Below are 24,023 nucleotides of genomic sequence, written 5' to 3'. Positions count from 1 at the left end.
TCGGGAGGCTCGCTCCATGCGTTACGCCGAAGATCACAAAGCCCAGACCCACCAGCGCATCCTTCAGGAAGCCGCCGCGCGCTTTCGCCGTGACGGCATCGGCGCCACCGGCTTACAGCCGTTGATGAAGGCATTGGGCCTGACCCACGGTGGTTTTTATGCCCACTTCAAATCCAAGGACGACCTGGTCGAGAAATCCCTGCGCTGCGCCGTCGACCAGCTGCTCGCCTCAGTCACAGAGAAACTGGCCGAAGACAGCTCGACCCAGGCGTTCATCGACATTTACCTGTCGACCGCCCATCGCGATCACCCGGAAGCGGGCTGCCCGTTGCCGACCATGGCGTCCGAACTGGGCCAGCGTGGGCAAGCGAGCGAGATTACCGACGAGTTGATCAACCACATGCTCGCCACCCTCGAAGCGGGAATTCCGGCCGATGGGCAAAGCCGCGACAAGAGCGTGATGCTCATGTCCGGGCTGGTGGGGGCGATGGTGTTGGCGCGCAGCGCTAAAGATCCGGCGCTGGCCGAGCGAATTCTGGAAACCACCCGCGATCAGCTCAAGCAGCTGATCGAGGGCTGACGCTCACTTCCCTGCCCTTTTCGGGCACGAAAGTGCATGGCTTATTCAGCATCGCTCCTCAAGGATGGCCATCAGGGATGTCCATCAGGAATGCCAGCGACGAAACAGCACGCTGGCGTTCACCCCGCCGAAGCCGAAACCATTCGACAGCGCGTACTCGATGTTCATCGGGCGCGCTTTGCCGTGGACGATGTCGATGCCCGCCGCCGCTTCATCGGGGTTCTCCAGATTCAGCGTCATTGGGGCTATCTGATCGCGGATCGCCAACGCCGTGAAAATGGCCTCAATGCCGCCTGCTGCGCCGAGCAAGTGCCCGGTGGCTGATTTGGTCGACGTCACCGCAACGCCATTCTGGTCACCGAACACCGTCTTGATCGCCGCCATTTCGCCCCTGTCGCCCACCGGGGTGGACGTGGCGTGGGCGTTGACATGCTGGACGTCGGCAGGCTGGATACCGGCTTGGCGAATCGCCGCCTGCATCGCCCGACGCGCGCCACTGCCATCCTCCGGCCCTGCCGTCAGGTGATAGGCGTCCGCGCTGGTGCCGTAACCGACCAGTTCGACGATGGGCGTTGCACCGCGGGCAAGTGCGTGTTCCAGGGTTTCGATGACGATGATCCCCGCGCCCTCGCCCATGACAAAGCCGTCGCGGTCACGGTCGAACGGACGTGAGGCTCGCTCCGGCGTTTCATTGAAGCCATGGGAGAGCGCACGGGCGGCAGCGAAACCACCCAGGGCGACGCGATCGATACAGGCTTCGGCACCACCGCAGATGGCCACGTCCGCTTCTCCGTTGCGAATCAGACGCGCGGCATCGCCGATCGCCTGAACGCCCGCCGCACACGCAGTGACCGGAGCGCCCAGCGGGCCTTTGAAACCGTGCTGGATCGACACATGCCCGGCCGCTAGATTGACCAGAAACGAAGGAATGGTGAACGGCGACAAGCGCCGCGGCCCACGGGTATCGGTGATGCGCACCGCCTCGGCGATGGCACCAAAACCGCCCACGCCGGCGCCGATGATGGTCGCGGTACGCTCGCGCTCCTCTTCGGTGGAGGGCGCCCAGCCTGCCTGCTTGACGGCCTGTTGCGCAGCACCCAGGGCGAACAGGATGAAGCGGTCCATCTTCTTCTGCTCTTTGGGGGGCGCCGCGGCGTCAGCATCGAACCCGGCTTCAGGGTCTTGCTCCAGGGTCGGCACCGGGCCGCCGACCTTGCCGGCCAGATCAGCCACCGTCTGCTCAGGCAATTGCACGATGCCGGAGCGGCCTTCCAGCAATCGCTTCCATACCACTTCGACGCCGGTGCCCAATGGCGTTACCAGCCCCATACCCGTCACTACAATGCGACGCTCGCTCATGGGTTCACCTTTCCTCATTCTTGGCAGTCGCCGGCACCCTAGGGCGCCAGCCGTTCAGTAAGATTGCGCGAACAGATATTACGCCCGTCATCTGACAATTAATATGTCAGTCGACATTTTTCCGTCCACCGCCCTCAGAGTGATCACAGATTTATCGCAGGCATAAAAAAGGCCGATCTGGGATCGGCCTTACGCTCGTGGGGTTTCAATCAATCGACAGCGTGTCGCGGTTCTTGTCCAGCAGCGCCTTGCCGATGCCCTTTACTTCGATCAGCTCGTCCACGGCCGTGAAACCGCCGTGTTCTTCACGGTACGCGACGATGGCATTGGCCTTCGCGGCGCCAATGCCGGACAGCTCTTTCTGAAGGGTTTCGGCACTGGCGGCGTTGAGATTGACCTTGGCGCCTTGCACGCCCGCCGGCGCGGAGATGGCAGGTTTGGTGGCGTCTGCCGGGGTGGCGGCAGGGGCGGCAGACGTCGCGGCGGTCACGGCAAGGGACGTACTCGCCAGCAGCGCGAAGATCAGGGAGGACAGATAAGAAGTACGCATGAGTCATGCTCCATGGGCATCGTAAGTGGAAGCAGCATTCCTGAGCTGCTTCCCAAACCTAGCCGATGGCGGCAGTGCGTCAACGCAGGGATCGGTGACCGGATATGTACCGACTCGCAGGCCCTGTGGATACGGGCTTCGCGCCCGTTTAAGCGTCCATTTGGCTGCGTAAGAAAAGGTTTCCGAGGTGCGTGCGCTCAGGGTTCCCGACGACGCTGCTGATGAATCCAGTCGACGATATCGCCCTCAGGCGCATAGCCACTGACGGTGTCGCCGAGGATCTGACGGACGCGGGTGTAGTCGTCGTCGTCCAGTGCCTTGAGCAGCTGCGAGAGGCTTTGCTTGAAGACGTCCCACGCCAGGAAGTCTTCCTGTGCGCTCATGATCATCGGGTGGCGAGTCGCCGCCACGTTGTTGCCGATCAGCAGCTCCTCGTAAAGCTTCTCGCCAGGCCGCAACCCGGTGAACTCGATAGCAATGTCGCCCTGGGGGTTGTGTTCCGAGCGGATGCTCAGGCCCGACAGATGCACCATTTTCTCGGCCAGCTCGATGATGCGCACCGGCTCGCCCATGTCGAGCACGAACACGTCGCCGCCCTGCCCCATGGAGCCGGCCTGAATGACCAACTGAGCGGCTTCCGGAATGGTCATGAAGTAGCGGGTGATTTTCGGGTGCGTGACTGTCAGCGGTCCGCCGGATTTGATCTGCTGGTGGAACAGCGGGATCACCGAGCCCGACGAGCCCAGCACGTTGCCGAATCGCACCATGATGAATCGTGTCTTGTTGACCTGATGCACATTGGAGCGGTCGCCGAACATCACTGGCGCGGTTTCCCGGCTCAGTGCCTGCAACGTCAGCTCGGCCAGGCGCTTGGTGCTGCCCATCACATTGGTCGGGCGCACGGCCTTGTCGGTGGAGATCAACACAAAGTTGGCCACGCCTGCCTGCAGCGCCGCCTGGGCGGCATTCAGCGTACCGACCACGTTGTTGAGCACGCCCTCGGCGATGTTGTGCTCGACCATCGGCACATGCTTGTAGGCCGCCGCGTGGTAGACAGTATTGACCTGCCAGGTCTTCATCACGTCCAGCAGCTTGGCATGATTGCGGATCGAACCCAGAATCGGCAGCACCTTGACCTTGAGCGACTCGCGAGCCACGCGGCGCTCCAGCTCGGTAAGGATCGTGTACAGGTTGAATTCGCTGTGATCGAACAGCAACAGCGTGGTCGGCTTCAGCAGCAGGATCTGCCGGCACAACTCCGAACCAATAGAGCCACCCGCCCCGGTCACCAGCACGCACTGATGCTTGATGCAGTGTTCGAGCAGTTCTTCCTGGGCAGGTACGGCGTCGCGGCCGAGCAGGTCGGCGATGTCGACTTCCTGAAGATCGTCGACCTTCACACGGCCTGCGGCCAGATCAGAGAAATTCGGCACGCTGCGAACATGCAGCGGGAAGCCTTCGAGAAAGCCGAGGATTTCCCGGCGCCGGGTGCGGGCGGAAGACGGTACCGCCAGCAGGATTTCCTGCGCGCCGGTGACGTTGATCATCTGCTGGATGTGCTTGGGTTTGTAGACCTGCAGCCCGGAAATGACCCTGTTGGAGATCGAATCATCGTCATCGATGAATGCCACCGGACGCATTGACCGGCCCATGCGCAACGCGGCAACCAATTGATTACCCGCCGCGCCCGCACCGTAGATGGCGACTTTGGGCAGCCCATCGTCCCGGGTCGCAAAAGGAACATGGCGAACGGCGGAGAACCAGTCCCCGAGGAAATACTGACGCATGGCCAGGCGCAGGCCGCCAATCATGACCATGCTCAGCCACCAGTAATTGAACATCACTGATCGCGGCACCACATGTTGGTGGTTGCTGTAGAGGTAGACGATGAACCCGAGAATCAGGGCAGACAGGCTGACAGCCTTGATGATCGCGATCAGGGCATCGTTGCCGAAATAGCGCATGACGGCACGGTACATGCCGAAACGAATGAACAGCGGGATGGCAACAACGGGCGCACATGCGAACAGCCAGGTGTGGATTTCCAGGGGATTGATCAGTTCGTCGATGCCCAGACGGACGACAAACGCCATCCACAACGCGAACCAGATCAGACAGACGTCTGCAGCGACCTGCAAGATCCGCTTGTGCCGGCGAGGCAACCCCAGCAGCGAAGTGCGAATTTTCCCCATTGTCCCCTCAAACACGCGTTCAAACTCCTTTCAGTCGACCTTTGCACCAGCCATTGATTCCTGACCCGCAAGGGAATCGGATCAACAGCGTCAGCGCCACTGTCCACGCTCAGCTTTTTTCAAGCGCCCCTGCCTTGAAGATGACTGCCAGGGCGAGCAATGGAGCGTAAGCAATGATCACGCCGAGTGCGCCGTCCAGCCCGAAACGGGTGACACACACAGCGACCGGCAACAGCCAGCACAGATTGATTACACCGACTGCGGACGTCACCGGAAGGTGCTTGCCAAAACGTCGCGAGGCGAATTGATAAGCATGACTTCTGTGAGCCTCATAGACCTTGTCGCCCCGAACGAGCCGACGGATGAGGGTTGCTGTAGCGTCTACGATGAAAACCCCGAGGAGAATAAGCCATACCCACAAGAACTGCGAGGAAATCCATGCGCCCTGCAGCGACAGGCATCCAAGCATGATGCCGAGAAATCCGCTGCCGGCGTCGCCCATGAAGATCTTCGCCGGTGGGAAATTCCACAACAGAAAGCCCGAAACTGCGCACGCCAGCAGGACCGGCAGCCACACCAGAGTGGCGTAACCGCTCAGCGTGTAGATGATTGCCGCGCCGACGCAGACACAGATCGCCTCTACGCTGGCAATACCGTCGATGCCGTCCATGAAGTTGTACAGATTGAGCAGCCACACCAGGTAGAACGCCGTCAGCACGTTAACGATCAGGCCCGGGGCGAGCGTCATGCCGAACACGTTGATCGCCGGAAGCCCACCCAGCCAGAACAACGCCCACGCCGCAGCGAAGAAATGCCCCAACAAGCGCCATCGCGCCGCAATGTGGCCGTGATCGTCGAGAAATCCCAGCGCCGCGATCAATGTGCCCGCGCCGAATAGCGCGAGGAACGGATCGAGCCCGATCAGCCCTGCAAACAGCATCCAGAGCAGCGCCACCAGGTAACTGATGACAATCGCCACGCCGCCGCCCCGTGGCGTCGGTATCGTATGGGAGCTTCTGCCGTTGGGAATATCGAGCAGGCTCTTGTGCAGCGCATACCGGCGCAATACATGCGTCAGCGCAAATGAAAACACGACAACAGCAACCGCGACCCACCAATAATTCATGCTCGATCCGTAACCAGAAAATGCTCGACGGTCTTCTTCAGGCCGTCCTCAACCGACTGCGGGGGCTGCCACTGCAGCCGCTCGCGGTTTTTGCTGATGTCCACCCGCAGCGAACCCAGCACCCGTTGTGCTGCCGATTTGCGCCCCAACAGCGTGGCGCCTAGCATGATAAGGGATTCGGGGACGGGAATAAGCCACCCCGATGCAGCCATCTGCGCCTTGAGGCGGCCGGCCAGTTCGGTCGTTGACAGGTCCCGGCCATCACTGACCAGAAAGACCTGGTTCGCGGCGGCAGGGTGATCGATGCACACATGGATAAGGTCGACCAGGTTGTCCAGCGAAACCAGACTGCGCGCATTGTTCACCGCTCCGAGCGGCAACGGTACGCCTTTGCGCAACGTGCGCATCAATTGCAGGAAGTTGGCTTTAACCCCGGGCCCGTAGACCAGCACCGGGCGGATGATCACCACTTCCATCGCAGAGGTCCTGGCCAGCGCCAGAAGGCCCTGTTCTGCTTCGTGCTTGGAGATGGCGTAGGGATCGCCCGGATCGCAAGCGTCGTCCGCACGAAAGCATTCGCCCGGGCCGGTCGATTCGCCGTTGACCTTGATCGTGCTGATGAAGATGAAACGCCGGACACCGGCTGCAGCAGCCTGCTCAGCCAGATTCAGTGTGCCGAGGGTGTTGACCTCCCGGTACAGCGAAAGCGGGTCAGCCGCGGAGTCGTGCATGACATGCACCCGCGCTGCGGCGTGAACGACCGTGTCGACGTCGTGCAGAACGGCCTGCCACGGGGTGTCGGCAGTCAGCCCGGCAACGGTGGCCGTCGTGACGGCGGGAGAAGAATGGGGCGTCGCCCGTCTGCTGACTGCGACAATGTGTGCGTCAGGCAGGTGTGCAAGGTGGTCAACCAGCGCTGTTCCTACAAATCCCGAACTCCCCGTTACCAGGATTTTTCTGGTCATACCCGATCCATGCACATAAGAATTCGCCGTCAATCATGACGGCCGCTGCGAGGCAGCGGCGCCATTGTAGACGATTGGCTCGCGGCCCTGCCATTCAGTCAGCAGGACCGCACGCCAGGTGCATCACTTGCCGTTGATCAGCGCTTCGATCTCTTTGACCTTGGCGTCTACAAGGGCTGGATCACGACGGCTCTCGACGTTCAGACGCAGCAAAGGCTCGGTGTTCGAACCGCGCAGGTTGAAGCGCCACTCAGCGAATTCAAGGCTGATGCCGTCGGTTCTATCGATGTTCGAGCAAGACGGCGTGTAGTGTTCCAGGATCTTGGCGATGATGGATTTGACGTCTTCGACCTTGTAGTTGATTTCGCCGCTGCACGGGTACGCCGCCATGCGCTCATCAACCAGTTGCGAGAACTTCTTGCCCGACACGGACATCAGCGCGGCGACCAACAGCCACGGGATCATGCCGCTGTCGCAGTAGGCGAAATCGCGGAAATAGTGGTGCGCACTCATTTCGCCGCCATACACGGCGTCTTCCAGGCGCATGCGTTCCTTGATGAACGCGTGGCCGGTCTTGCACAGCACCGGCGTACCGCCCGCCTGCTCGACCTGATCGATGGTGTTCCAGGTCAGGCGCGGGTCGTGAATAATTTTCGAGCCCGGGTGTTGCTTGAGCAGCATTTCTGCCAGCAGGCCCACCAGGTAGTAGCCCTCGACAAAACGCCCTTGCTCGTCAAAGAAGAAGCAGCGGTCGAAATCGCCGTCCCACGCCAGGCCCAGGTCGCAACCGTGCTTGAGCAGCGCGTCGCGGGTGATGCTGCGGTTTTCTGGCAACAGCGGGTTCGGCACGCCGTTAGGGAAGTTGCCATCCGGTTCAGCGTTGATGATCACCCACTCGAACGGCAGCTGGGAGCGAATCGCATCCAGTGCAGGACCGACAGCGCCATTGCCCGGGTCGGCGAGGATCTTCAGCGGACGAAGATCGGCGTCTTTGACATAGGTCAGCAGGTGCTGAATGTAGGCCGTCTTGTCCGGCTTGGACTGAACGCTACCGTGCTGAGCGGCAACCTGACCGAAATCGCCCGCATCGACGCGCTGGCGAATGGCATCGAGGCCGGTGTCACCGCTGATGGGACGGGACGATTTCTGGACCAGCTTCATGCCGTTATAACCCTTCGGGTTATGACTGGCCGTGACCATCACGCCGCCGTCTGCTTCGTAATGGCTGGTAGCGAAGTAGACTTCTTCGGTGCCGCACAGGCCGATGTCGATGACATCCGCGCCGGCTTCCTGAATGCCTTTGATCAACGCCTGGGCCAACGCGGGGCTTTCAAGACGCATGTCTCGACCCACGACGATGTTTTTGGCACCCAGTTCAACCACCATGGACCGCCCGATGCGGTACGCGATGTCATCGTCCAGGTCATTGGGCACTTGGCCACGGATGTCGTAGGCCTTGAAGCAGCGAGTCTGAAGAGCGGGATAGTCGGAATTCATGTGTAAAAACCTATGCGACGGAAAAACCCGAAGGTTCCTCTGTTCAGTAGAAGCAGCTCGAATGACGAACTGCACGCAACCCTCGCGCCTGAAAGCTTGAGGCGTGGGTTAGGCATTGAAAAAGGAGATTAGTTATAGGTGCGCTTGTAATTATCTTCAACGCAAGCGTTGAGGTGTCTGACGCGCGGGGATTCTATCAGGGCAGACGTGACGCTTTGGGCTTCCTGCGCAGACGCGCGATTGAAACCAGCAACGGGCCAATCAGCATGCCCACCAGCAGTGCAAAGATCACCGGCACGGCGACAGGCAGCTCGGGCGCATTCCAGCCAAAGAACACCAGTGCGACGGCCTGCTGGTTTTCCAGCACAAATACGACAATCACCGCTGCGATCAACAGGGCGATAGCTAAAAAGATCAGACGCTTCACATTTCCCATGAGAACTCCTCAAAGAGCTATTGGAGCTCATGCTCCTCTTCTTCGTTCACCCGGTCGCGGAGCTCTTTGCCTGGCTTGAAGTGAGGGACGAACTTGCCGTCGAGACTGACAGACTGACCTGTCTTTGGATTGCGGCCCACGCGAGGCGCGCGATAGTGCAGGGAGAAGCTGCCGAAGCCGCGTATTTCAATACGGTCGCCCGTCGCAAGGCACTGCGACATCTGCTCAAGCATGGTCTTGATGGCCAACTCCACATCTTTGGATGAGAGCAGTCCTTGATGGGTGACAATTCGTTCGATCAACTCCGACTTCGTCATATTTTTCCCTTCTTTTTCAAGCAGCTAGGTAAAGCGCTTTGAAGGTTTTAGCATGACCTGAAGCATTTGAACAGAGTATGCCCAGACTTAAATGAGCCGAGCTTGAAGATCGTCAACAGGGCATTGGCCGGCCGCGCTGCAAAAACACACGCCCACAAAAAAGGGCGACCGAAGTCGCCCTTTTTCAATGGTCAGACAGAACTCAGTTCTGTTTTTCCATTTGAGCACGCAGCAGGTCACCCAGAGTGGTTGGACCAGTGCTTTCAGCGGTTTCAGGCTTGCTACGCAGGCTCTGAATCGCTTCTTTCTCGTCTTCAACGTCTTTCGACTTGATGGACAAGCTGATCACGCGGCTCTTGCGGTCAACGCTGATGATCTTAGCTTCGATCTCTTCGCCTTCTTTCAGAACGTTACGCGCGTCTTCAACGCGGTCACGGCTGATTTCGGAGGCTTTGAGGGTCGCTTCGATGTCGTCGGCCAGAGTGATGATGGCGCCTTTGGCGTCAACTTCTTTAACGATACCGCGAACGATAGCGCCTTTGTCATTGACAGTGACGTACTCGGAGAACGGATCGCTTTCCAGCTGCTTGATACCCAGCGAGATGCGCTCACGCTCTGGATCAACCGACAGGATCACGGTGTCAAGCTCGTCGCCCTTCTTGAAACGACGTACGGCTTCTTCGCCCACTTCGTTCCAGGAGATGTCGGACAGGTGAACCAGGCCGTCGATGCCGCCGTCCAGACCAATGAAGATACCGAAATCGGTGATCGACTTGATGGTGCCGGAGATCTTGTCGCCCTTGTTGAACTGGCCAGAGAAATCTTCCCACGGGTTAGATTTGCACTGCTTGATGCCCAGGGAGATACGACGACGCTCTTCGTCGATGTCCAGAACCATGACTTCCACTTCGTCGCCAACCTGAACGACTTTAGACGGGTGGATGTTCTTGTTGGTCCAGTCCATTTCGGAAACGTGTACCAGGCCTTCCACGCCTTCTTCCAGCTCTGCGAAGCAGCCGTAGTCGGTCAGGTTGGTAACACGCGCGGTAACGCGAGTGCCTTCCGGGTAACGAGCCTTGATAGCAACCCATGGATCTTCACCCAGTTGCTTCAGACCCAGGGAAACACGATTGCGCTCGCGATCGTACTTCAGGACCTTTACATCAATCTCATCGCCAACGTTGACGATTTCCGATGGATGCTTGATGCGCTTCCAGGCCATGTCGGTGATGTGCAGCAGGCCATCGACGCCACCCAGATCGACGAATGCGCCGTAATCGGTGAGGTTCTTGACGATACCCTTGACCTGCTGGCCTTCCTGCAGCGATTCCAGCAGAGCTTCGCGCTCGGCGCTGTTTTCGGCTTCCAGGACACTGCGACGGGAAACGACAACGTTGTTGCGCTTCTGGTCCAGCTTGATGACCTTGAATTCCAGCTCTTTGCCTTCCAGGTGCGTGGTGTCGCGCACTGGACGGACGTCAACCAGAGAACCTGGCAGGAACGCACGGATGCCGTTAACGTCGACTGTGAAGCCGCCTTTAACCTTACCGTTGATAACGCCCTTGACCACTTCCTCAGCTGCGAAAGCCGCTTCCAGAACGATCCAGCACTCAGCACGCTTGGCTTTTTCGCGGGACAGCTTGGTTTCGCCAAAGCCGTCTTCGACCGCGTCCAGCGCAACGTGGACTTCATCGCCGATCTTGATCGTCAGCTCGCCAGCATCGTTGTGGAACTGCTCCAGCGGGATGAGGCCTTCGGACTTCAGACCAGCGTGAACGGTGACCCAACCAGCCTGGTAATCGATATCGACGATGATCGCGGTGATGATCGAACCGGCCTGAAGGTTAAGAGTCTTTAGGCTTTCTTCGAAAAGTTCAGCAAAGCTTTCGCTCATTTTAATTCCTGTTGATAAGGGCGAAGAATACGCCCATCTGCCACGTTCCAGACAACGTGGGTTTCGTTCATATGAAAGAAAGCCTGCGGGACTATGACTGGTCTCCCACATGGCTTTCTGGTCATCCGGCGAGATCGCGGAGTGCGACTTCACTCAGGATGCGTTCAAGCACCTGCTCGATGGACAATTCGGTGGAATCCAGCTGAATGGCGTCATGCGCCGGCTTGAGCGGGGCTACCGCTCGCTGGGTGTCGCGCTCGTCGCGGACACGGATCTCATCTAGCAGACTCGGCAGACTAACATCGTCACCCTTGGCCTTCAACTGCAAATATCGCCGACGGGCACGCTCGTCGACGCTGGCCGTCAGAAAAATCTTCAATGGCGCGCCGGGAAAGACCACCGTGCCCATGTCGCGGCCATCGGCAACCAGGCCTGGAAACTCCTGAAACGCCCGCTGGCGCTGCAGCAATGCTTCGCGAACAGCCGGCAACGAAGCCACCTGGGACGCGCCACTGCCAACATGCTCATTGCGGATGGCCGACGTCACGTCTTCCCCTTCCAGAATAATGCGCTGACCGTGGTCGTCGGTCGCTGCCATGAACTGCACGTCCAGATGCGCAGCCAGCAGCTTCAATGCTTCTTCATTGGTCAGGTCGACGCCATGGTTGACGGCCGCGAAGGCCAGCAGCCGATACAGCGCACCGGAATCCAGCAGGGACCAGCCCAGACGTTTGGCCAGCTTGCCGGCCACCGTGCCCTTCCCGGAACCGCTGGGTCCGTCGATCGTAATGACCGGAGCTTGAACTTTCACGATTGCCCCTCTTGCGTTACACGAATACCCACCTGAGCACACAGCGTCAGGAAACTGGGAAATGAAGTCGCCACATTGGCGCAGTCCCGGATGTGAATCGGGCTGGCCGCGCGCAGCGACGCGATACTGAATGCCATGGCGATGCGGTGATCACCCTGCGCATTGATTTCACCACCGCCGACGGTTCCACCATCAATAATGATGCCATCTGCAGTCGATTCAACGTTTATGCCGAGCGTCGCCAGGCCGTCGGCCATCGCCTGAAGGCGGTCGGATTCCTTGAAGCGCAAGGCCTGAGCGCCCGGAAGCACCGTTCGCCCTTCGGCGCAGGCAGCGGCAATGAAGAGCGCCGGCAACTCGTCGGTTGCCAGCGGCAGCAGCGCCTGGGGGATGTCGATCCCCCTGAGACGGGCATGGCGCACGTGCAGATCAGCCACCGGCTCCCCGCCCGCATCGCGCGGGTTGTGCAGCGTGATGTCCGCGCCCATCAGGCGCAGGATATCGACAACGCCCGAGCGCGTCGGGTTGACACCCACGCTTTCGAGGATCAAGTCGGAGCCCTCGGCGATGGACGCTGCCACCAGGAAGAACGCCGCCGAGGACATATCGGCAGGTACTTCGATGCATGCCGCCTTGAGCGAACCCCCTGACTGCAGCGCCACGGTCCCGTCATGAGCGGAAAGCGAATGACCGAAGCCTTTCAGCATACGCTCGGTGTGGTCCCGGGTCGGCGCCGGCTCGTGCACCATCGTTGTGCCATTTGCGTAGAGACCGGCGAGCAACAGCGCGGATTTCACCTGAGCGCTGGGCAACGGCATGTCGTAGCGGATGGCCTGAAGACCCTGCCCACCGCGAAGGGTCAGCGGCGGCCGGCCGTCTTCCGCGGTTTCGATCACGGCGCCCATCTGGCGTAGCGGCTCGACGACACTGGTCATCGAACGCCGGGACAGTGAGGCGTCGCCGGTCAGCACGCTGTCAAAGCGCTGCGCAGCCAACAGGCCGCAGAGCAAGCGCATCGACGTGCCCGAGTTGCCCAGATAAAGCGGCCCCGGCGCAGGTTGCAGCCCGTTAAGGCCAACGCCATGTATGGTCAGGCGACCGTGGTGCGGCCCTTCGATGACGACGCCCATGTCACGGAATGCCTGCAATGTCGCCAGCGCGTCCTCGCTTTCGAGAACACCTTCGACGACGCTGATGCCTTGAGCCAGTGACCCGAGCATGATCGCCCGGTGGGAAATCGACTTGTCACCCGGCACGCGAATCTGCCCCAGGACAACGCCGCCCGGCCGTGCAATAAAGCTGAAGTCGGCGCCTGAGGTTTTTTCAACATAGGCACGACGGGCGAGAATCTTGCCGAAATGCTCCCGGGCGACCCGCGCCCGGGTGAACACACCGAGCAACTGGTGGCCATCGCCTGCATCCACCGCGTCGCGCAGCGCATCAAGGTCGCTGCGGAAGGTGTCGAGGGTGCGCAACACGGCCTCGCGGTTCGCCAGGAAGATGTCATGCCACATCACCGGATCACTGCCGGCGATACGTGTGAAGTCGCGGAAGCCGCCCGCCGCATAACGGAAGATGTCGAGGTTTTCGTTGCGCTTGGCCAGCGAATCCACCAGACCGAACGCCAGGAGGTGCGGCAGGTGACTGGTCGCCGCCAGCACTTCATCGTGGCGCTCGACCTGCATGTGCTCGACGTCCGCGCCCAATGCCGACCAGAGACGGTCGACCAGCGCCAGCGCCGACGGATCGGTTTCGGCCAGCGGCGTAAGGATGACTTTGTGCCGCTTGAACAGCTCGGCGTTGGAGGCCTCCACCCCACTCTGCTCGGAGCCGGCAATCGGGTGGCCGGGCACGAAGCGCGCCGGCATCACGCCGAACGCTTCGCGCGCGGCACGGACCACATTGCCTTTGGCGCTGCCGACGTCGGTCAGCACGGCATTGCCCAGGTCCAGTTTCGCCAGGACGCCGAGGAGCTTCTCCATCGCCAGAATCGGCACGGCCAATTGAATGACGTCAGCCCCCACGCAGGCGGCAGCGAGAGTGTCTTCACAGCGATCAACCACGCCCAGTTCAACGGCCAGTGTGCGCGATTGCGGGTCGAGATCGACGCCGACGACTTCGCGGCACAGGCCACTTTCCTTCAAGCCTTTGGCGAACGAGCCTCCGATCAATCCGAGTCCGACCACCACCAGGCGGCCGATCATAGGCGCAGCGGGTTGCAGCGGCATGACATCAACCACGTGCCAGAACCTTGCTCAACGCTTCGAGGAAACGACTGTTCTCACCCGGCAAACCGATGCTCACCCGCAGGTGATTGGGCAGACCGTAACCACCAATCGGGCGAACGATCACGCCTTCGCGCAGCAGGCCGTCGTAAATCGACGCGGCCTCGCGGCCCAGGTCAACGGCGATGAAGTTGGCTTTGGAGGGAATCCAGCTCAGGCCCATCCGACCCAGCCCTGCTTCCAGCTGCTGCATGCCGGCTTCATTGAGCTGACGGCTTTGCGCAACATAGTCAACGTCGTCCAGCGCGGCGCAGGCAGCGGCCAGCGCGAGGCTGTTGACGTTGAACGGCTGACGCACGCGGTTCAACACGTCGGCCACGACCGGCGATGACAATGCATAGCCGAGGCGCAGCGACGCCAGGCCATAGGCCTTGGAGAACGTCCGCGACACCAGCAGGTTTGGGTAAGCACTCAGAAACTCAAGCCCGTCAGGCAGGTCGGCGCCTTCGGCGTATTCGATGTAGGCCTCGTCCAGTACAACCAGCACGTCCTTGGGCACATGGGCGAGAAAATCCGCCAGGGCGCTCGGCCCGAACCAGGTCCCGGTGGGGTTGTTCGGGTTGGCGATGAAGACGACCCGCGTGTTGCTGTCGATGGCGGCAAGCATGGCCGGCAGGTCGTGTCCCCAATCCCTGGCCTGCGCGACATGGGCAACAGCGCCGACGGCCTGGGTGACGATCGGATAAATCGCAAACGCGTGTTCGCTGAACACCGCATTGAGCCCCGGCGCCAGATAGGCATGGGCGACGATTTCCAGAATGTCGTTGGAGCCGTTGCCCAGCGTCACTTGCTCGGGCTGCACGCCGCAGGCTTTCGACAACCGCTGCTTGAGCTCGAAACCGTTGCCGTCGGGGTAACGGGTCAATTCCGCCAGCGCGTCTTTGATCGCCTGCAACGCCTTGGGGCTGGCGCCCATCGGGTTTTCGTTGCTCGCCAGCTTGATGATGCGCGCCGGATCGATATCCAGCTCACGCGCCAGCTCGTCCACCGGTTTGCCGGGAACGTAAGGCGATAGTTTTTGCACGCCGGGCTGTGCCAGCGCGAGGAAGTCGCCGCTCATGTACCGCTTTACCTCTTCAGTGAAACCCGTAGGGCTACAAGTCCGGACGCAGGGTCAAAGCACTGCTTTCGGATAGGAGCCCAACACCTTGAGCGCCACGGCTTCCTGGCTGATCTGCTCGAGAACGGCCTTGATCAGCGGGTCGCGGTGGTGGCCGACGAAATCGATGAAGAACACGTAGGTCCATTTACCGCTTCGCGAGGGACGCGTCTCGATGCGCGTCAGGTCGATGCCGTTCTCGTGGAAAGGCACCAGCAGTTCATGCAGCGCGCCAGGCTTGTTGCTCATCGACACGATGATCGACGTCTTGTCGTCGCCGGTCGGCGGCACTTCCTGATTGCCGATCATGAGGAAACGTGTGGAGTTGTCCGGACGGTCTTCGATCTTCTCGGCAATGCGCGTCAGGCCATAAAGGCCCGCCGCCATATCACCGGCAATCGCCGCCGAGTTCCACTCACCCTTGACCCGCTTGGCCGCCTCGGCATTGCTGGCGACGGCGACGCGCTCAACGTTCGGGTAGTGCGCGTCCAGCCACTTGCGGCATTGCGCCAGGGACTGGGCGTGGGAATAGATGCGGCTGATGCTGTCGGTTTTGGTGCTTTCGCCCACCAGCAGATGATGGTGAATACGCAGCTCGACTTCGCCGCAGATGACCATGTCGTGCTCAAGGAAGCTGTCCAGTGTGTGGTTGACCGCACCCTCGGTGGAGTTCTCCACCGGGACGACGCCGAAGTTCACCGCACCGGCGACCACTTCACGGAACACTTCGTCGATCGCAGCCATGGGCTTGCTGATCACCGCGTGGCCGAAATGCTTCAGCGCCGCCGCCTGAGTGAACGTGCCTTCAGGGCCGAGGTAAGCGACCTTGAGCGGCTGTTCCAGCGCCAGACAGGAGGACATGATCTCGCGGAACAGCCGCGCCATTTCCTCGTTGCTCAACGGGCCACGGTTGCGCTCCATGACACGCCTGAGCACCGCCGCTTCACGCTCAGGCCGGTAGAAGACAGGCACTTCACCTGCCGGCAGTTCGGCCATTTTGACCCGCGCGACTTCCTGGGCGCAGCGGGCACGCTCGCTGATCAGTTCCAGGACCTTTTCGTCCAGGCTGTCGATGCGGACCCGCAGTGCCTTGAGCTCTTGTTCAGACATTAGCCGTGTTCCTTCTCGAACTCTGCCATGTAAGCGGTCAGGGCGTTGACCGCATTGATGTCGATGGCGTTGTAGATGGAGGCGCGCATGCCGCCCACTGAACGGTGACCCTTGAGGTTCAGCAGATTGCGCGCTTCGGCACCCGCGAGGAACGGCTTGTCCAGGCGATCATCGGCCAGACGGAACGGCACGTTCATCCACGAGCGGTCGGAGGGGCTGATCGGGTTGCTGTACAGGCCGCTGGCGTCGATGAAGTCATACAGCGTGCGCTGCTTGAGTTCATTGCGCGTGGCTATGGCTTCGACACCGCCCTGCTCTTTCAGCCATTCGAAGACCAGACCGGAGAGGTACCAGGCCAGTGTTGGCGGCGTGTTGTACATCGAACCGTTGTCGGCGGCGACCTTGTAGTTGAGCATCGTCGGGCAGAGCGCACGCGCGTGACCCAGCAGGTCCTCGCGAATGATTGCCACGACGATTCCGCTCGGGCCGATGTTCTTCTGGGCGCCGGCGAAGATCATGCCGAAACGCGAGACGTCGACAGGGCGCGACAGGATGTCCGAAGACATGTCGGCGACCAGAGGCACGTCGCCCGCTTCCGGAATCCAGTTGAATTGCAGACCGCCAATGGTCTCATTGGGGACGTAGTGAACGTAGGCCGCGTCTTTCGACAGCTTCCACTCGTTCTGGCCGGGAATGGCGAAGTAATCGGAGGGTTTGGCGCTGGCCGCGACATTGATGTTGCCGTAGCGCGAGGCTTCTTCAATGGCTTTCTGCGACCAGATGCCGGTGTCGATGTAGTCGGCCGTGCCGTTTTCCGGCAGCAGGTTCAGCGGAACCTGAGCGAATTGCTGGCTGCCGCCACCTTGAAGAAACAGCACTTTGTAATGAGACGGGACGGACAGCAGATCGCGAAAATCCTGCTCAGCCTTGGTGGCGATAGAGACGAACTCGTCGCTGCGATGGCTCATTTCCATGACCGACAGGCCTTTGCCATGCCAGTCCAGGAGTTCGGCCTGGGCACGCAGCAGAACAGCTTCAGGGAGCGCGGCAGGACCTGCGCAGAAGTTAAAGGCTCGCTTGCTCATATCCACTCTCGTCGTGTCACTGAATTAATTTGGAACGGGTGAAGTGCGGGGAAGTGCGGAACAGGGACTGCATTGTGCCAGAGGAACCGAATCGCGACCGTCGTTACCTCCGATTGCTCCTACAGATGTTATGTACTCTGTCGCAGAGATCGACTGTAGGAGCAATCGGAGTTTACGACGGTCGCGAAAGCGGCCTGCCTGACTACATCTATCCCGTCACTCTAAGGAAGGGGCCGAATCACCAGCCCCCTTTTAGCGTTACTCCTGGGGCTCTTCTTCGTCAGCCGCGGGATCCGCTTGCACATCGTCAGTGGACTCGTCGGTGTCGACGGCGTCAATCACGTCAGCATCCACTGCTTCACCTTCAAAAGCTTCGCCTTCGAACGCTTCGCCTTCCAGCTCTTCGCCCTCGACTTCGGATGGCTCCTGGACGCGTTCCAGACCGACCAGTTTCTCGTCCTTCGCCAGTTTGATCAGGGTCACGCCCTGGGTGTTACGGCCCAGACTCGATACTTCGCCAACGCGGGTACGCACCAGCGTGCCCTGGTCGGAAATCAGCATGATTTCCTCGCCTTCCTGCACCTGAACCGCGCCGACCAGGCGGCCGTTACGATCGTTGCTGACCATGGCGATGACGCCCTGACCGCCACGTTTGTACTCAGGGAACTCGGTGATCGCGGTGCGCTTGCCGTAGCCACGCTCGGAAGCGGTGAGGATCTGGCTGCCCTGCTCTGGAATCAGCATGGAAATCAGCTTCTGCCCTTCCGGCAGACGCATACCGCGCACACCGCGAGCCGTACGGCCCATGGCGCGCACTTCGGATTCCTTGAAGCGGGTGACCTTGCCGCCGTCGGAGAACAGCATGATTTCCTGTTCGCCATCGGTGACGGCCGCCGAAATCAGGATGTCGCCTTCGTCCAGTTCCAGCGCAATCAGGCCGACGCTGCGTTGACGACTGAACGCCACCAGCGGGGTCTTCTTGACGGTACCGTTGGCGGTCGACATGAAGATGAACGGCGCCTTCTTCTTGTCGGCGGCCTTGATGCGCGCCTTGCGCTCTTCTTCGGTCTCGTTGCTGTTTTCGAGGTCTTCGGCGTCGGCTTCCACGCCTTCGGCTTCTTCTTCGTCAGCACGCTTGCGCATGGCTTCGAGGTCGACCGGCAGCATGGTGGTGATGTACTCGCCTTCGCTCAGCGGTAACAGGTTGACCAACGGACGACCACGGGCAGCGCGTGAGGCTTCCGGGATCTCGTAGGTCTTGAGCCAGTACACCTTGCCTTTGCTGGAGAACATCAGCAGCGTGGTGTGGCTGTTGGCGACCAGCAGGTGAGCGATGTAGTCCTCATCCTTGACGCCGGTGGCCGATTTGCCTTTGCCGCCGCGACGCTGGGCCTGATAGACGGCCAGCGGTTGAGTCTTGGCGTAGCCACCGTGGGAGATGGTCACGACGCGCTCTTCTTCCGGAATCATGTCGCCGAGGGTCAGGTCCAGGCGCGCATCGAGGATCTCGGTGCGACGCACATCGCCGTATTCAGCGCGGATCAGCTCGAGTTCTTCGCGGATGACTTCCATCAGGCGCGTGGCACTGTTGAGGATGCGCAGCAGCTCGCCGATCTGAGTCAGGATTTCCTGGTACTCGGTCAGCAGCTTTTCGTGCTCCAGACCGGTCAGGCGGTGCAGACGCAGCTCGAGGATCGCCTGGGCCTGTTCCGGCGACAGGAAATACTTGCCGTCACGCATGCCGTACTGAGGATCGAGGTTTTCCGGGCGGGACGATTCGGCGCCTGCGCGCTCGACCATCTCGACCACGGCGCTCGATTCCCACGGCGTGCTGATCAGGCCTTCCTTGGCTTCAGCCGGGGTCGGCGAAGCTTTGATAAGGGCGATGACCGGGTCGATGTTCGACAGGGCAACGGCCTGACCTTCGAGAATGTGACCACGCTCGCGGGCCTTGCGCAGTTCGAACACGGTGCGACGGGTAACGACTTCGCGACGGTGACGAATGAAAGCTTCCAGCAGGTCCTTGAGGTTCAGGATGCGTGGACGGCCGTCGATCAGCGCGACGATGTTGATACCAAACACGCTTTGCAGCTGGGTCTGGGCGTAGAGATTGTTGAGGATGACCTCAGGCACTTCGCCGCGACGCAGTTCGATGACCACGCGCATGCCGTCCTTGTCGGACTCGTCGCGCAGTTCGGTGATGCCTTCAAGCTTCTTCTCTTTGACCAGCTCGGCGATCTTCTCGATCAGACGCGCCTTGTTCAGCTGGTACGGCAGCTCGGTGATGACGATCTGCTGGCGACCACCGACCTTGTCGATGTCTTCGACCATGGAACGGGCGCGCATGTAAATGCGGCCACGGCCGGTCTTGTAGGCTTCGACGATGCCGGCACGGCCGTTGATGATCGCGGCGGTCGGGAAGTCGGGGCCGGGGATGTACTGCATCAACTCGTCGACGGTGAGCTCGCCGTTGTCGATGAGCGCCAGACAGCCGTCGATGACTTCACCGAGGTTGTGCGGCGGGATGTTGGTCGCCATGCCCACGGCGATACCGCTGGAGCCGTTGACGAGCAAGTTGGGAATACGGGTCGGCATGACCGCAGGAATCTGTTCGGTGCCGTCGTAGTTCGGCACCCAGTCCACGGTTTCCTTGTGCAGGTCGGCCAGCAGCTCGTGGGCCAGCTTGGTCATGCGCACTTCGGTGTATCGCATGGCGGCGGCGTTGTCGCCGTCCACCGAACCGAAGTTGCCCTGGCCGTCTACCAGCAGGTAGCGCAGGGAAAAGGGTTGGGCCATACGAACGATGGTGTCGTAGACCGCGGTGTCGCCATGCGGGTGGTACTTACCGATAACGTCACCGACCACACGGGCGGATTTCTTGTACGGCTTGTTCCAGTCGTTACCCAGTTCGCTCATCGCGAACAGTACCCGCCGGTGCACGGGCTTCAAGCCGTCGCGCGCATCGGGCAGAGCTCGTCCGACGATGACGCTCATCGCGTAGTCGAGGTAGGACTGCTTCAGCTCGTCTTCGATATTGACCGGGAGGATTTCTTTGGCCAGTTCGCCCATGAGAAGCCTGATTCCTTTTTCTGGTGAAACCTCGCTCAGCCATCCGGGATGAACAAGGCTTGCCGCTGCCGACGATTGTCAGGCAACGACTTACGACAAATCAGCGAGTTATGCCATGAATATGCGCAGTCATAAGGGTCGCCATGCGCCCCTTTGGAAACCGCCGGATGGTACCACAATCGCCGTCAGGCACGAAGTGTTTGCAGGCGCCGTGAACACGCCATTTCCCCAGCAGACGCCTGAGACGCGCTCACAGAGCCCGATAGCGCGTTTGGGGACGAATGGCATTACCGGCTGCAAGCTGATCAATGAAGGCGTTTGCGGCACATCAACAGGGCCATTTTGGCCGTGTCGGGGCGCTCGACGATGCCCTTCTCGGTGACGATGGCGTCAATGAGATCGGCAGGCGTCACGTCGAATACGGGGTTGAATGCTTCGACGTCGGCGCCCACGCGCCTGCCGCCGACTTCCAGCAATTCGCGGCCGTCGCGCTCTTCGATGGGAATGTCGTCGCCACTGGCCAGGTTCATATCGATGGTCGAGCTCGGCGCGACGACCATGAAGCGCACGCCGTGGTGCATCGCCGCGACCGCCAGCTGGTAGGTGCCGATCTTGTTGGCGACGTCGCCGTTGGCGGTAATGCGGTCGGCGCCAACGATGACCCAGGTGATGCCTTTGGTTTTCATCAGGTGCGCGGCCGCAGAGTCGGCATTGAGGGTGACCGGAATACCTTCGTTGACCAGTTCCCACGCCGTCAGACGTGAGCCCTGCAGCCAGGGCCGGGTTTCATCGGCATACACGCGCTCGATCATGCCTTCCAGGTGTGCCGCGCGAATGACGCCAAGCGCGGTACCGAAGCCGCCGGTGGCCAGCGCGCCAGTGTTGCAGTGGGTCAGCACGGTCTGCAGATTGCCCTGATGCTTGCGAATCAGCTCGGCACCCAGTTGCGCCATGGTCAGGTTGGCTTCGCGGTCGCTCAAGTGAATGGCCACGGCTTCGGCTTCCATGACCTTCAGCGGATCTTCATGATCCTTGAGGCGATACAGGCGCTCGCGCATGCGGTTCAGCGCCCAGAACAGGTTGACCGCCGTGGGCCGGGAATTGGCCAGCAGGTCGAAATCCTCTTCCAGCGCCATCTGCCAGTCGCCGCCTTCGGCCAGACGATCAATGACCGCCAGGACGATGCCGTAGGCCGCACTTATGCCGATGGCCGGTGCGCCGCGAACAACCATGGTGCGAATGGCCTCGGCCACGCCTTCAGCACTGGTGTAGGGATGCCAGGTTTCTTCGAAGGGCAACACCCGCTGATCCAGCAGAAACAACGTGCCGTCCCGCCAATCGATGGCCTTTACCTTCTCCGCAGCCAGTAATCGATCGCGCATTGCACACCCCACTTGATGAATTTTTGAAAAGCTTGCCGCCACAGCGACGGTGCAAAGAAGCAAATCGCCAGCACCTTAAAAAGCCGCCGATTATAGCGAGCCGCCTGCGAAGACGCTCGGGTATACTTCGCCGTCCCCGTAATAAGCCATTGGATGCCCGCCCCATGCCCCATTCCGCTGCCCCGCTCGACCTGTTGTTGCTGCCGGACTGGCTGGTACCGGTCGAACCCGCCGGCGTCGTGTTGCAGCAGCACGGGATCGGGATTCGCGATGGCCTGATCGTTTACATCGGCCCGCGCGCCGAAGCCCTGCGTCAGCCCGCTATCGAAGTGCGCGAGTTGCCGGGCATGCTGCTTAGCCCCGGGCTGATCAACGCCCACGGCCATGCTGCAATGACACTGTTCCGCGGTCTGGCCGACGATCTGCCGCTGATGACCTGGCTGCAGGATCATATCTGGCCGTCCGAGGCGAAATGGGTCGATGAGGAGTTCGTCCGCGACGGCACCGATCTGGCCATCGCCGAGCAGCTCAAAGGCGGCATCACCTGCTTCTCCGACATGTACTTCTTCCCGAAGGTCGCCTGCGAGCGGGTGCACAACAGTGGCATACGCGCACAGATCACCGTGCCGGTGCTGGACTTCCCGATACCCGGCGCGCGCAACAGCGACGAATCCCTGCACATCGGCATTGAGCTGTTCAACGATCTCGCCCACCACGATCGCATCAAGATCGCCATGGGGCCCCACGCGCCTTATACCGTCAGCGACGAGAACCTGGAGAAGATCCGGGTCATCGCCGATGAACTGGACGCTATGATCCAGATGCACGTTCACGAAACCGCTTTTGAAGTGCATGAGGCCGTTCAGCAACGCCAGGAACGCCCCCTTGCGCGACTGCAACGCCTGGGCCTGCTGGGCCCGCGCTTCCAGGCGGTGCACATGACCCAGATCAGCGATGACGACCTCGCGATGCTGGTCGAAAGCAACTCCAGCGTCATTCACTGCCCCGAGTCGAACCTGAAACTGGCCAGCGGCTTCTGCCCGGTCGAGCGCCTGTGGCAGGCCGGGGTCAACGTCGCCATCGGCACCGACGGCGCAGCCAGCAATAATGATCTGGACCTGCTCGGCGAAACCCGCACCGCTGCGCTGCTGGCGAAAGCCGTTGCCGGCTCGGCCACCGCGCTGGACGCCCACCGTGCGCTGCGCATGGCCACGCTGAACGGCGCCCGCGCCCTGGGCATCGACGATCACACCGGCTCGCTGCAAATCGGCAAGGCCGCCGACATGGTCGCGTTCGACCTCTCCGGCCTTGCGCAACAGCCGGTTTACGACCCGGTGTCACAACTTATATATGCAACGGGTCGCGATTGTGTGACCCACGTCTGGGTCGCCGGCAAACAGCTGCTGCAGGACAAGCGCCTGACCCGCATGGACGAAAAAGCGTTGACCCGAACCGCCAAAGCCTGGGGCCACCGCATCGCGGCAGACAAAAGCCTGACCCATTGAGCGCCGCCACGGTCAGATACCGTGGCCGGACACCGAATTCAAGTTTTAGAGGATCACACATGAGCAACGTCGACCACGCCGAAATCGCCAAATTCGAGGCCCTCGCCCATCGCTGGTGGGACCGCAACAGCGAGTTCAAGCCGCTTCACGACATCAATCCGCTGCGGGTGAACTGGATTGACGAACGCGTGAATCTGGCCGGCAAGAAGGTGCTCGACGTCGGCTGCGGCGGCGGCATTCTGAGCGAGGCCATGGCCTTGCGCGGCGCTACCGTGACCGGCATCGACATGGGCGAAGCGCCGCTGGCCGTGGCGCGACTGCATCAGCTTGAGTCTGGGGTCAGCGTCGAGTACCGGCAGATCACCGCCGAAGCGCTGGCCGAAGAAATGCCCGAGCAGTTCGATGTCGTGACCTGCCTGGAAATGCTGGAGCACGTGCCGGACCCGTCGTCGGTGATTCGTGCCTGCTACGAGATGGTCAAGCCGGGCGGGCAGGTGTTTTTCTCCACCATCAACCGCAACCCGAAGGCGTACCTGTTCGCGATCATCGGCGCCGAGTACATCATGAACCTGCTGCCGCGCGGCACCCATGACTTCAAGAAATTCATCCGCCCTTCCGAACTGGGCGCGTGGAGCCGCGATGCCGGGCTGCAGGTCAAGGACATCACCGGCCTGACCTACAACCCGCTGACCAAGCACTACAAGCTGGCGTCCGACGTCGACGTCAATTACATGATCCAGACACTGCGGGGAGTCTGAGCC

Annotated in this window: 19 protein-coding genes; 3 read left to right on the top strand and 16 right to left on the bottom strand. The window is 60.9% G+C overall.

Annotation, left to right across the window (positions count from 1 at the left end):
* Nucleotides 1-16 precede the first annotated feature (16 nt).
* Nucleotides 17-580, top strand: a complete 564-nt coding sequence (locus OKW98_RS09140; protein ID WP_265388870.1) for a TetR/AcrR family transcriptional regulator — start codon at nt 17-19, stop codon at nt 578-580.
* Between the two features lie 84 nt (nt 581-664).
* On the opposite strand, the gene fabF is transcribed toward OKW98_RS09140, so the two are convergent.
* From fabF to mtnA, 16 genes are all read right to left on the bottom strand, one after another.
* Nucleotides 665-1,939 carry a beta-ketoacyl-ACP synthase II gene (gene fabF / locus OKW98_RS09135; protein ID WP_265388869.1) on the bottom strand — a complete coding sequence of 425 codons (1,275 nt, stop codon included), beginning with the start codon at nt 1,937-1,939 and terminating at the stop codon, nt 665-667.
* Between the two features lie 205 nt (nt 1,940-2,144).
* The gene (locus OKW98_RS09130) at nt 2,145-2,489 is read right to left on the bottom strand and encodes a ComEA family DNA-binding protein (RefSeq protein ID WP_265388868.1); all 345 of its coding nucleotides are present in this window, start codon (nt 2,487-2,489) and stop codon (nt 2,145-2,147) included.
* Between the two features lie 197 nt (nt 2,490-2,686).
* Complete coding sequence (locus OKW98_RS09125) at nt 2,687-4,681, bottom strand: polysaccharide biosynthesis protein (RefSeq protein ID WP_265389688.1); 1,995 nt, start codon at nt 4,679-4,681, stop codon at nt 2,687-2,689.
* 109 nt (nt 4,682-4,790) lie between these two features.
* A complete protein-coding gene (locus OKW98_RS09120; RefSeq protein ID WP_265388867.1) occupies nt 4,791-5,807 on the bottom strand; it encodes an MraY family glycosyltransferase in 1,017 nt (338 codons plus the stop codon).
* Nucleotides 5,804-6,772: a UDP-glucose 4-epimerase family protein gene (locus OKW98_RS09115; RefSeq protein WP_265388866.1), complete on the bottom strand. Its 969-nt coding sequence runs from the start codon at nt 6,770-6,772 to the stop codon at nt 5,804-5,806. Before OKW98_RS09115 ends, OKW98_RS09120 begins: the two co-directional genes overlap by 4 nt.
* Nucleotides 6,773-6,895: 123 nt before the next feature.
* Nucleotides 6,896-8,269, bottom strand: a complete 1,374-nt coding sequence (locus tag OKW98_RS09110; RefSeq protein ID WP_265388865.1) for a phosphomannomutase — start codon at nt 8,267-8,269, stop codon at nt 6,896-6,898.
* A 196-nt stretch (nt 8,270-8,465) separates the two neighbouring features.
* Nucleotides 8,466-8,705 carry a LapA family protein gene (locus tag OKW98_RS09105; RefSeq protein WP_265388864.1) on the bottom strand — a complete coding sequence of 80 codons (240 nt, stop codon included), beginning with the start codon at nt 8,703-8,705 and terminating at the stop codon, nt 8,466-8,468.
* A gap of 17 nt (nt 8,706-8,722) precedes the next feature.
* Nucleotides 8,723-9,022, bottom strand: coding sequence for an integration host factor subunit beta (gene ihfB, locus OKW98_RS09100; RefSeq protein ID WP_037011901.1), 300 nt, complete (start codon nt 9,020-9,022; stop codon nt 8,723-8,725).
* A 202-nt stretch (nt 9,023-9,224) separates the two neighbouring features.
* Complete coding sequence (gene rpsA / locus OKW98_RS09095) at nt 9,225-10,916, bottom strand: 30S ribosomal protein S1 (protein ID WP_065992985.1); 1,692 nt, start codon at nt 10,914-10,916, stop codon at nt 9,225-9,227.
* Nucleotides 10,917-11,037: 121 nt separating this feature from the next.
* A complete protein-coding gene (gene cmk, locus OKW98_RS09090) occupies nt 11,038-11,727 on the bottom strand; it encodes a (d)CMP kinase (RefSeq protein WP_265388863.1) in 690 nt (229 codons plus the stop codon).
* Nucleotides 11,724-13,931: a bifunctional prephenate dehydrogenase/3-phosphoshikimate 1-carboxyvinyltransferase gene (locus OKW98_RS09085; RefSeq protein ID WP_265389687.1), complete on the bottom strand. Its 2,208-nt coding sequence runs from the start codon at nt 13,929-13,931 to the stop codon at nt 11,724-11,726. Before OKW98_RS09085 ends, cmk begins: the two co-directional genes overlap by 4 nt.
* A gap of 28 nt (nt 13,932-13,959) precedes the next feature.
* On the bottom strand, nt 13,960-15,072 hold the full coding sequence (gene hisC / locus OKW98_RS09080; RefSeq protein WP_265388862.1) for a histidinol-phosphate transaminase: 1,113 nt from the start codon (nt 15,070-15,072) through the stop codon (nt 13,960-13,962).
* A 54-nt stretch (nt 15,073-15,126) separates the two neighbouring features.
* Nucleotides 15,127-16,221: a prephenate dehydratase gene (pheA, locus tag OKW98_RS09075; RefSeq protein ID WP_265388861.1), complete on the bottom strand. Its 1,095-nt coding sequence runs from the start codon at nt 16,219-16,221 to the stop codon at nt 15,127-15,129.
* Nucleotides 16,221-17,306 carry a 3-phosphoserine/phosphohydroxythreonine transaminase gene (serC, locus tag OKW98_RS09070; RefSeq protein WP_265388860.1) on the bottom strand — a complete coding sequence of 362 codons (1,086 nt, stop codon included), beginning with the start codon at nt 17,304-17,306 and terminating at the stop codon, nt 16,221-16,223. Before serC ends, pheA begins: the two co-directional genes overlap by 1 nt.
* Before the next feature lie 258 nt (nt 17,307-17,564).
* On the bottom strand, nt 17,565-20,375 hold the full coding sequence (gene gyrA, locus OKW98_RS09065; protein ID WP_265388859.1) for a DNA gyrase subunit A: 2,811 nt from the start codon (nt 20,373-20,375) through the stop codon (nt 17,565-17,567).
* Between the two features lie 305 nt (nt 20,376-20,680).
* On the bottom strand, nt 20,681-21,757 hold the full coding sequence (gene mtnA, locus OKW98_RS09060) for an S-methyl-5-thioribose-1-phosphate isomerase (protein WP_265388858.1): 1,077 nt from the start codon (nt 21,755-21,757) through the stop codon (nt 20,681-20,683).
* A gap of 164 nt (nt 21,758-21,921) precedes the next feature.
* Between mtnA and OKW98_RS09055 the strand changes: the two genes are divergently transcribed.
* Together OKW98_RS09055 and ubiG are read left to right on the top strand one after the other, a co-directional pair.
* Entirely contained in the window at nt 21,922-23,262 is a 1,341-nt protein-coding gene (locus OKW98_RS09055) for a TRZ/ATZ family hydrolase (RefSeq protein WP_265388857.1), read from the top strand.
* A gap of 59 nt (nt 23,263-23,321) precedes the next feature.
* Nucleotides 23,322-24,020 carry a bifunctional 2-polyprenyl-6-hydroxyphenol methylase/3-demethylubiquinol 3-O-methyltransferase UbiG gene (gene ubiG, locus OKW98_RS09050; RefSeq protein WP_265388856.1) on the top strand — a complete coding sequence of 233 codons (699 nt, stop codon included), beginning with the start codon at nt 23,322-23,324 and terminating at the stop codon, nt 24,018-24,020.
* Nucleotides 24,021-24,023 lie beyond the last annotated feature (3 nt).

This window comes from Pseudomonas sp. KU26590 (genome assembly GCF_026153515.1).
In the GTDB taxonomy this organism is placed as follows: domain Bacteria; phylum Pseudomonadota; class Gammaproteobacteria; order Pseudomonadales; family Pseudomonadaceae; genus Aquipseudomonas.
Note: the sequence above shows the minus strand (reverse complement) of the source record. Positions and strands in the feature narration are given on the sequence as shown.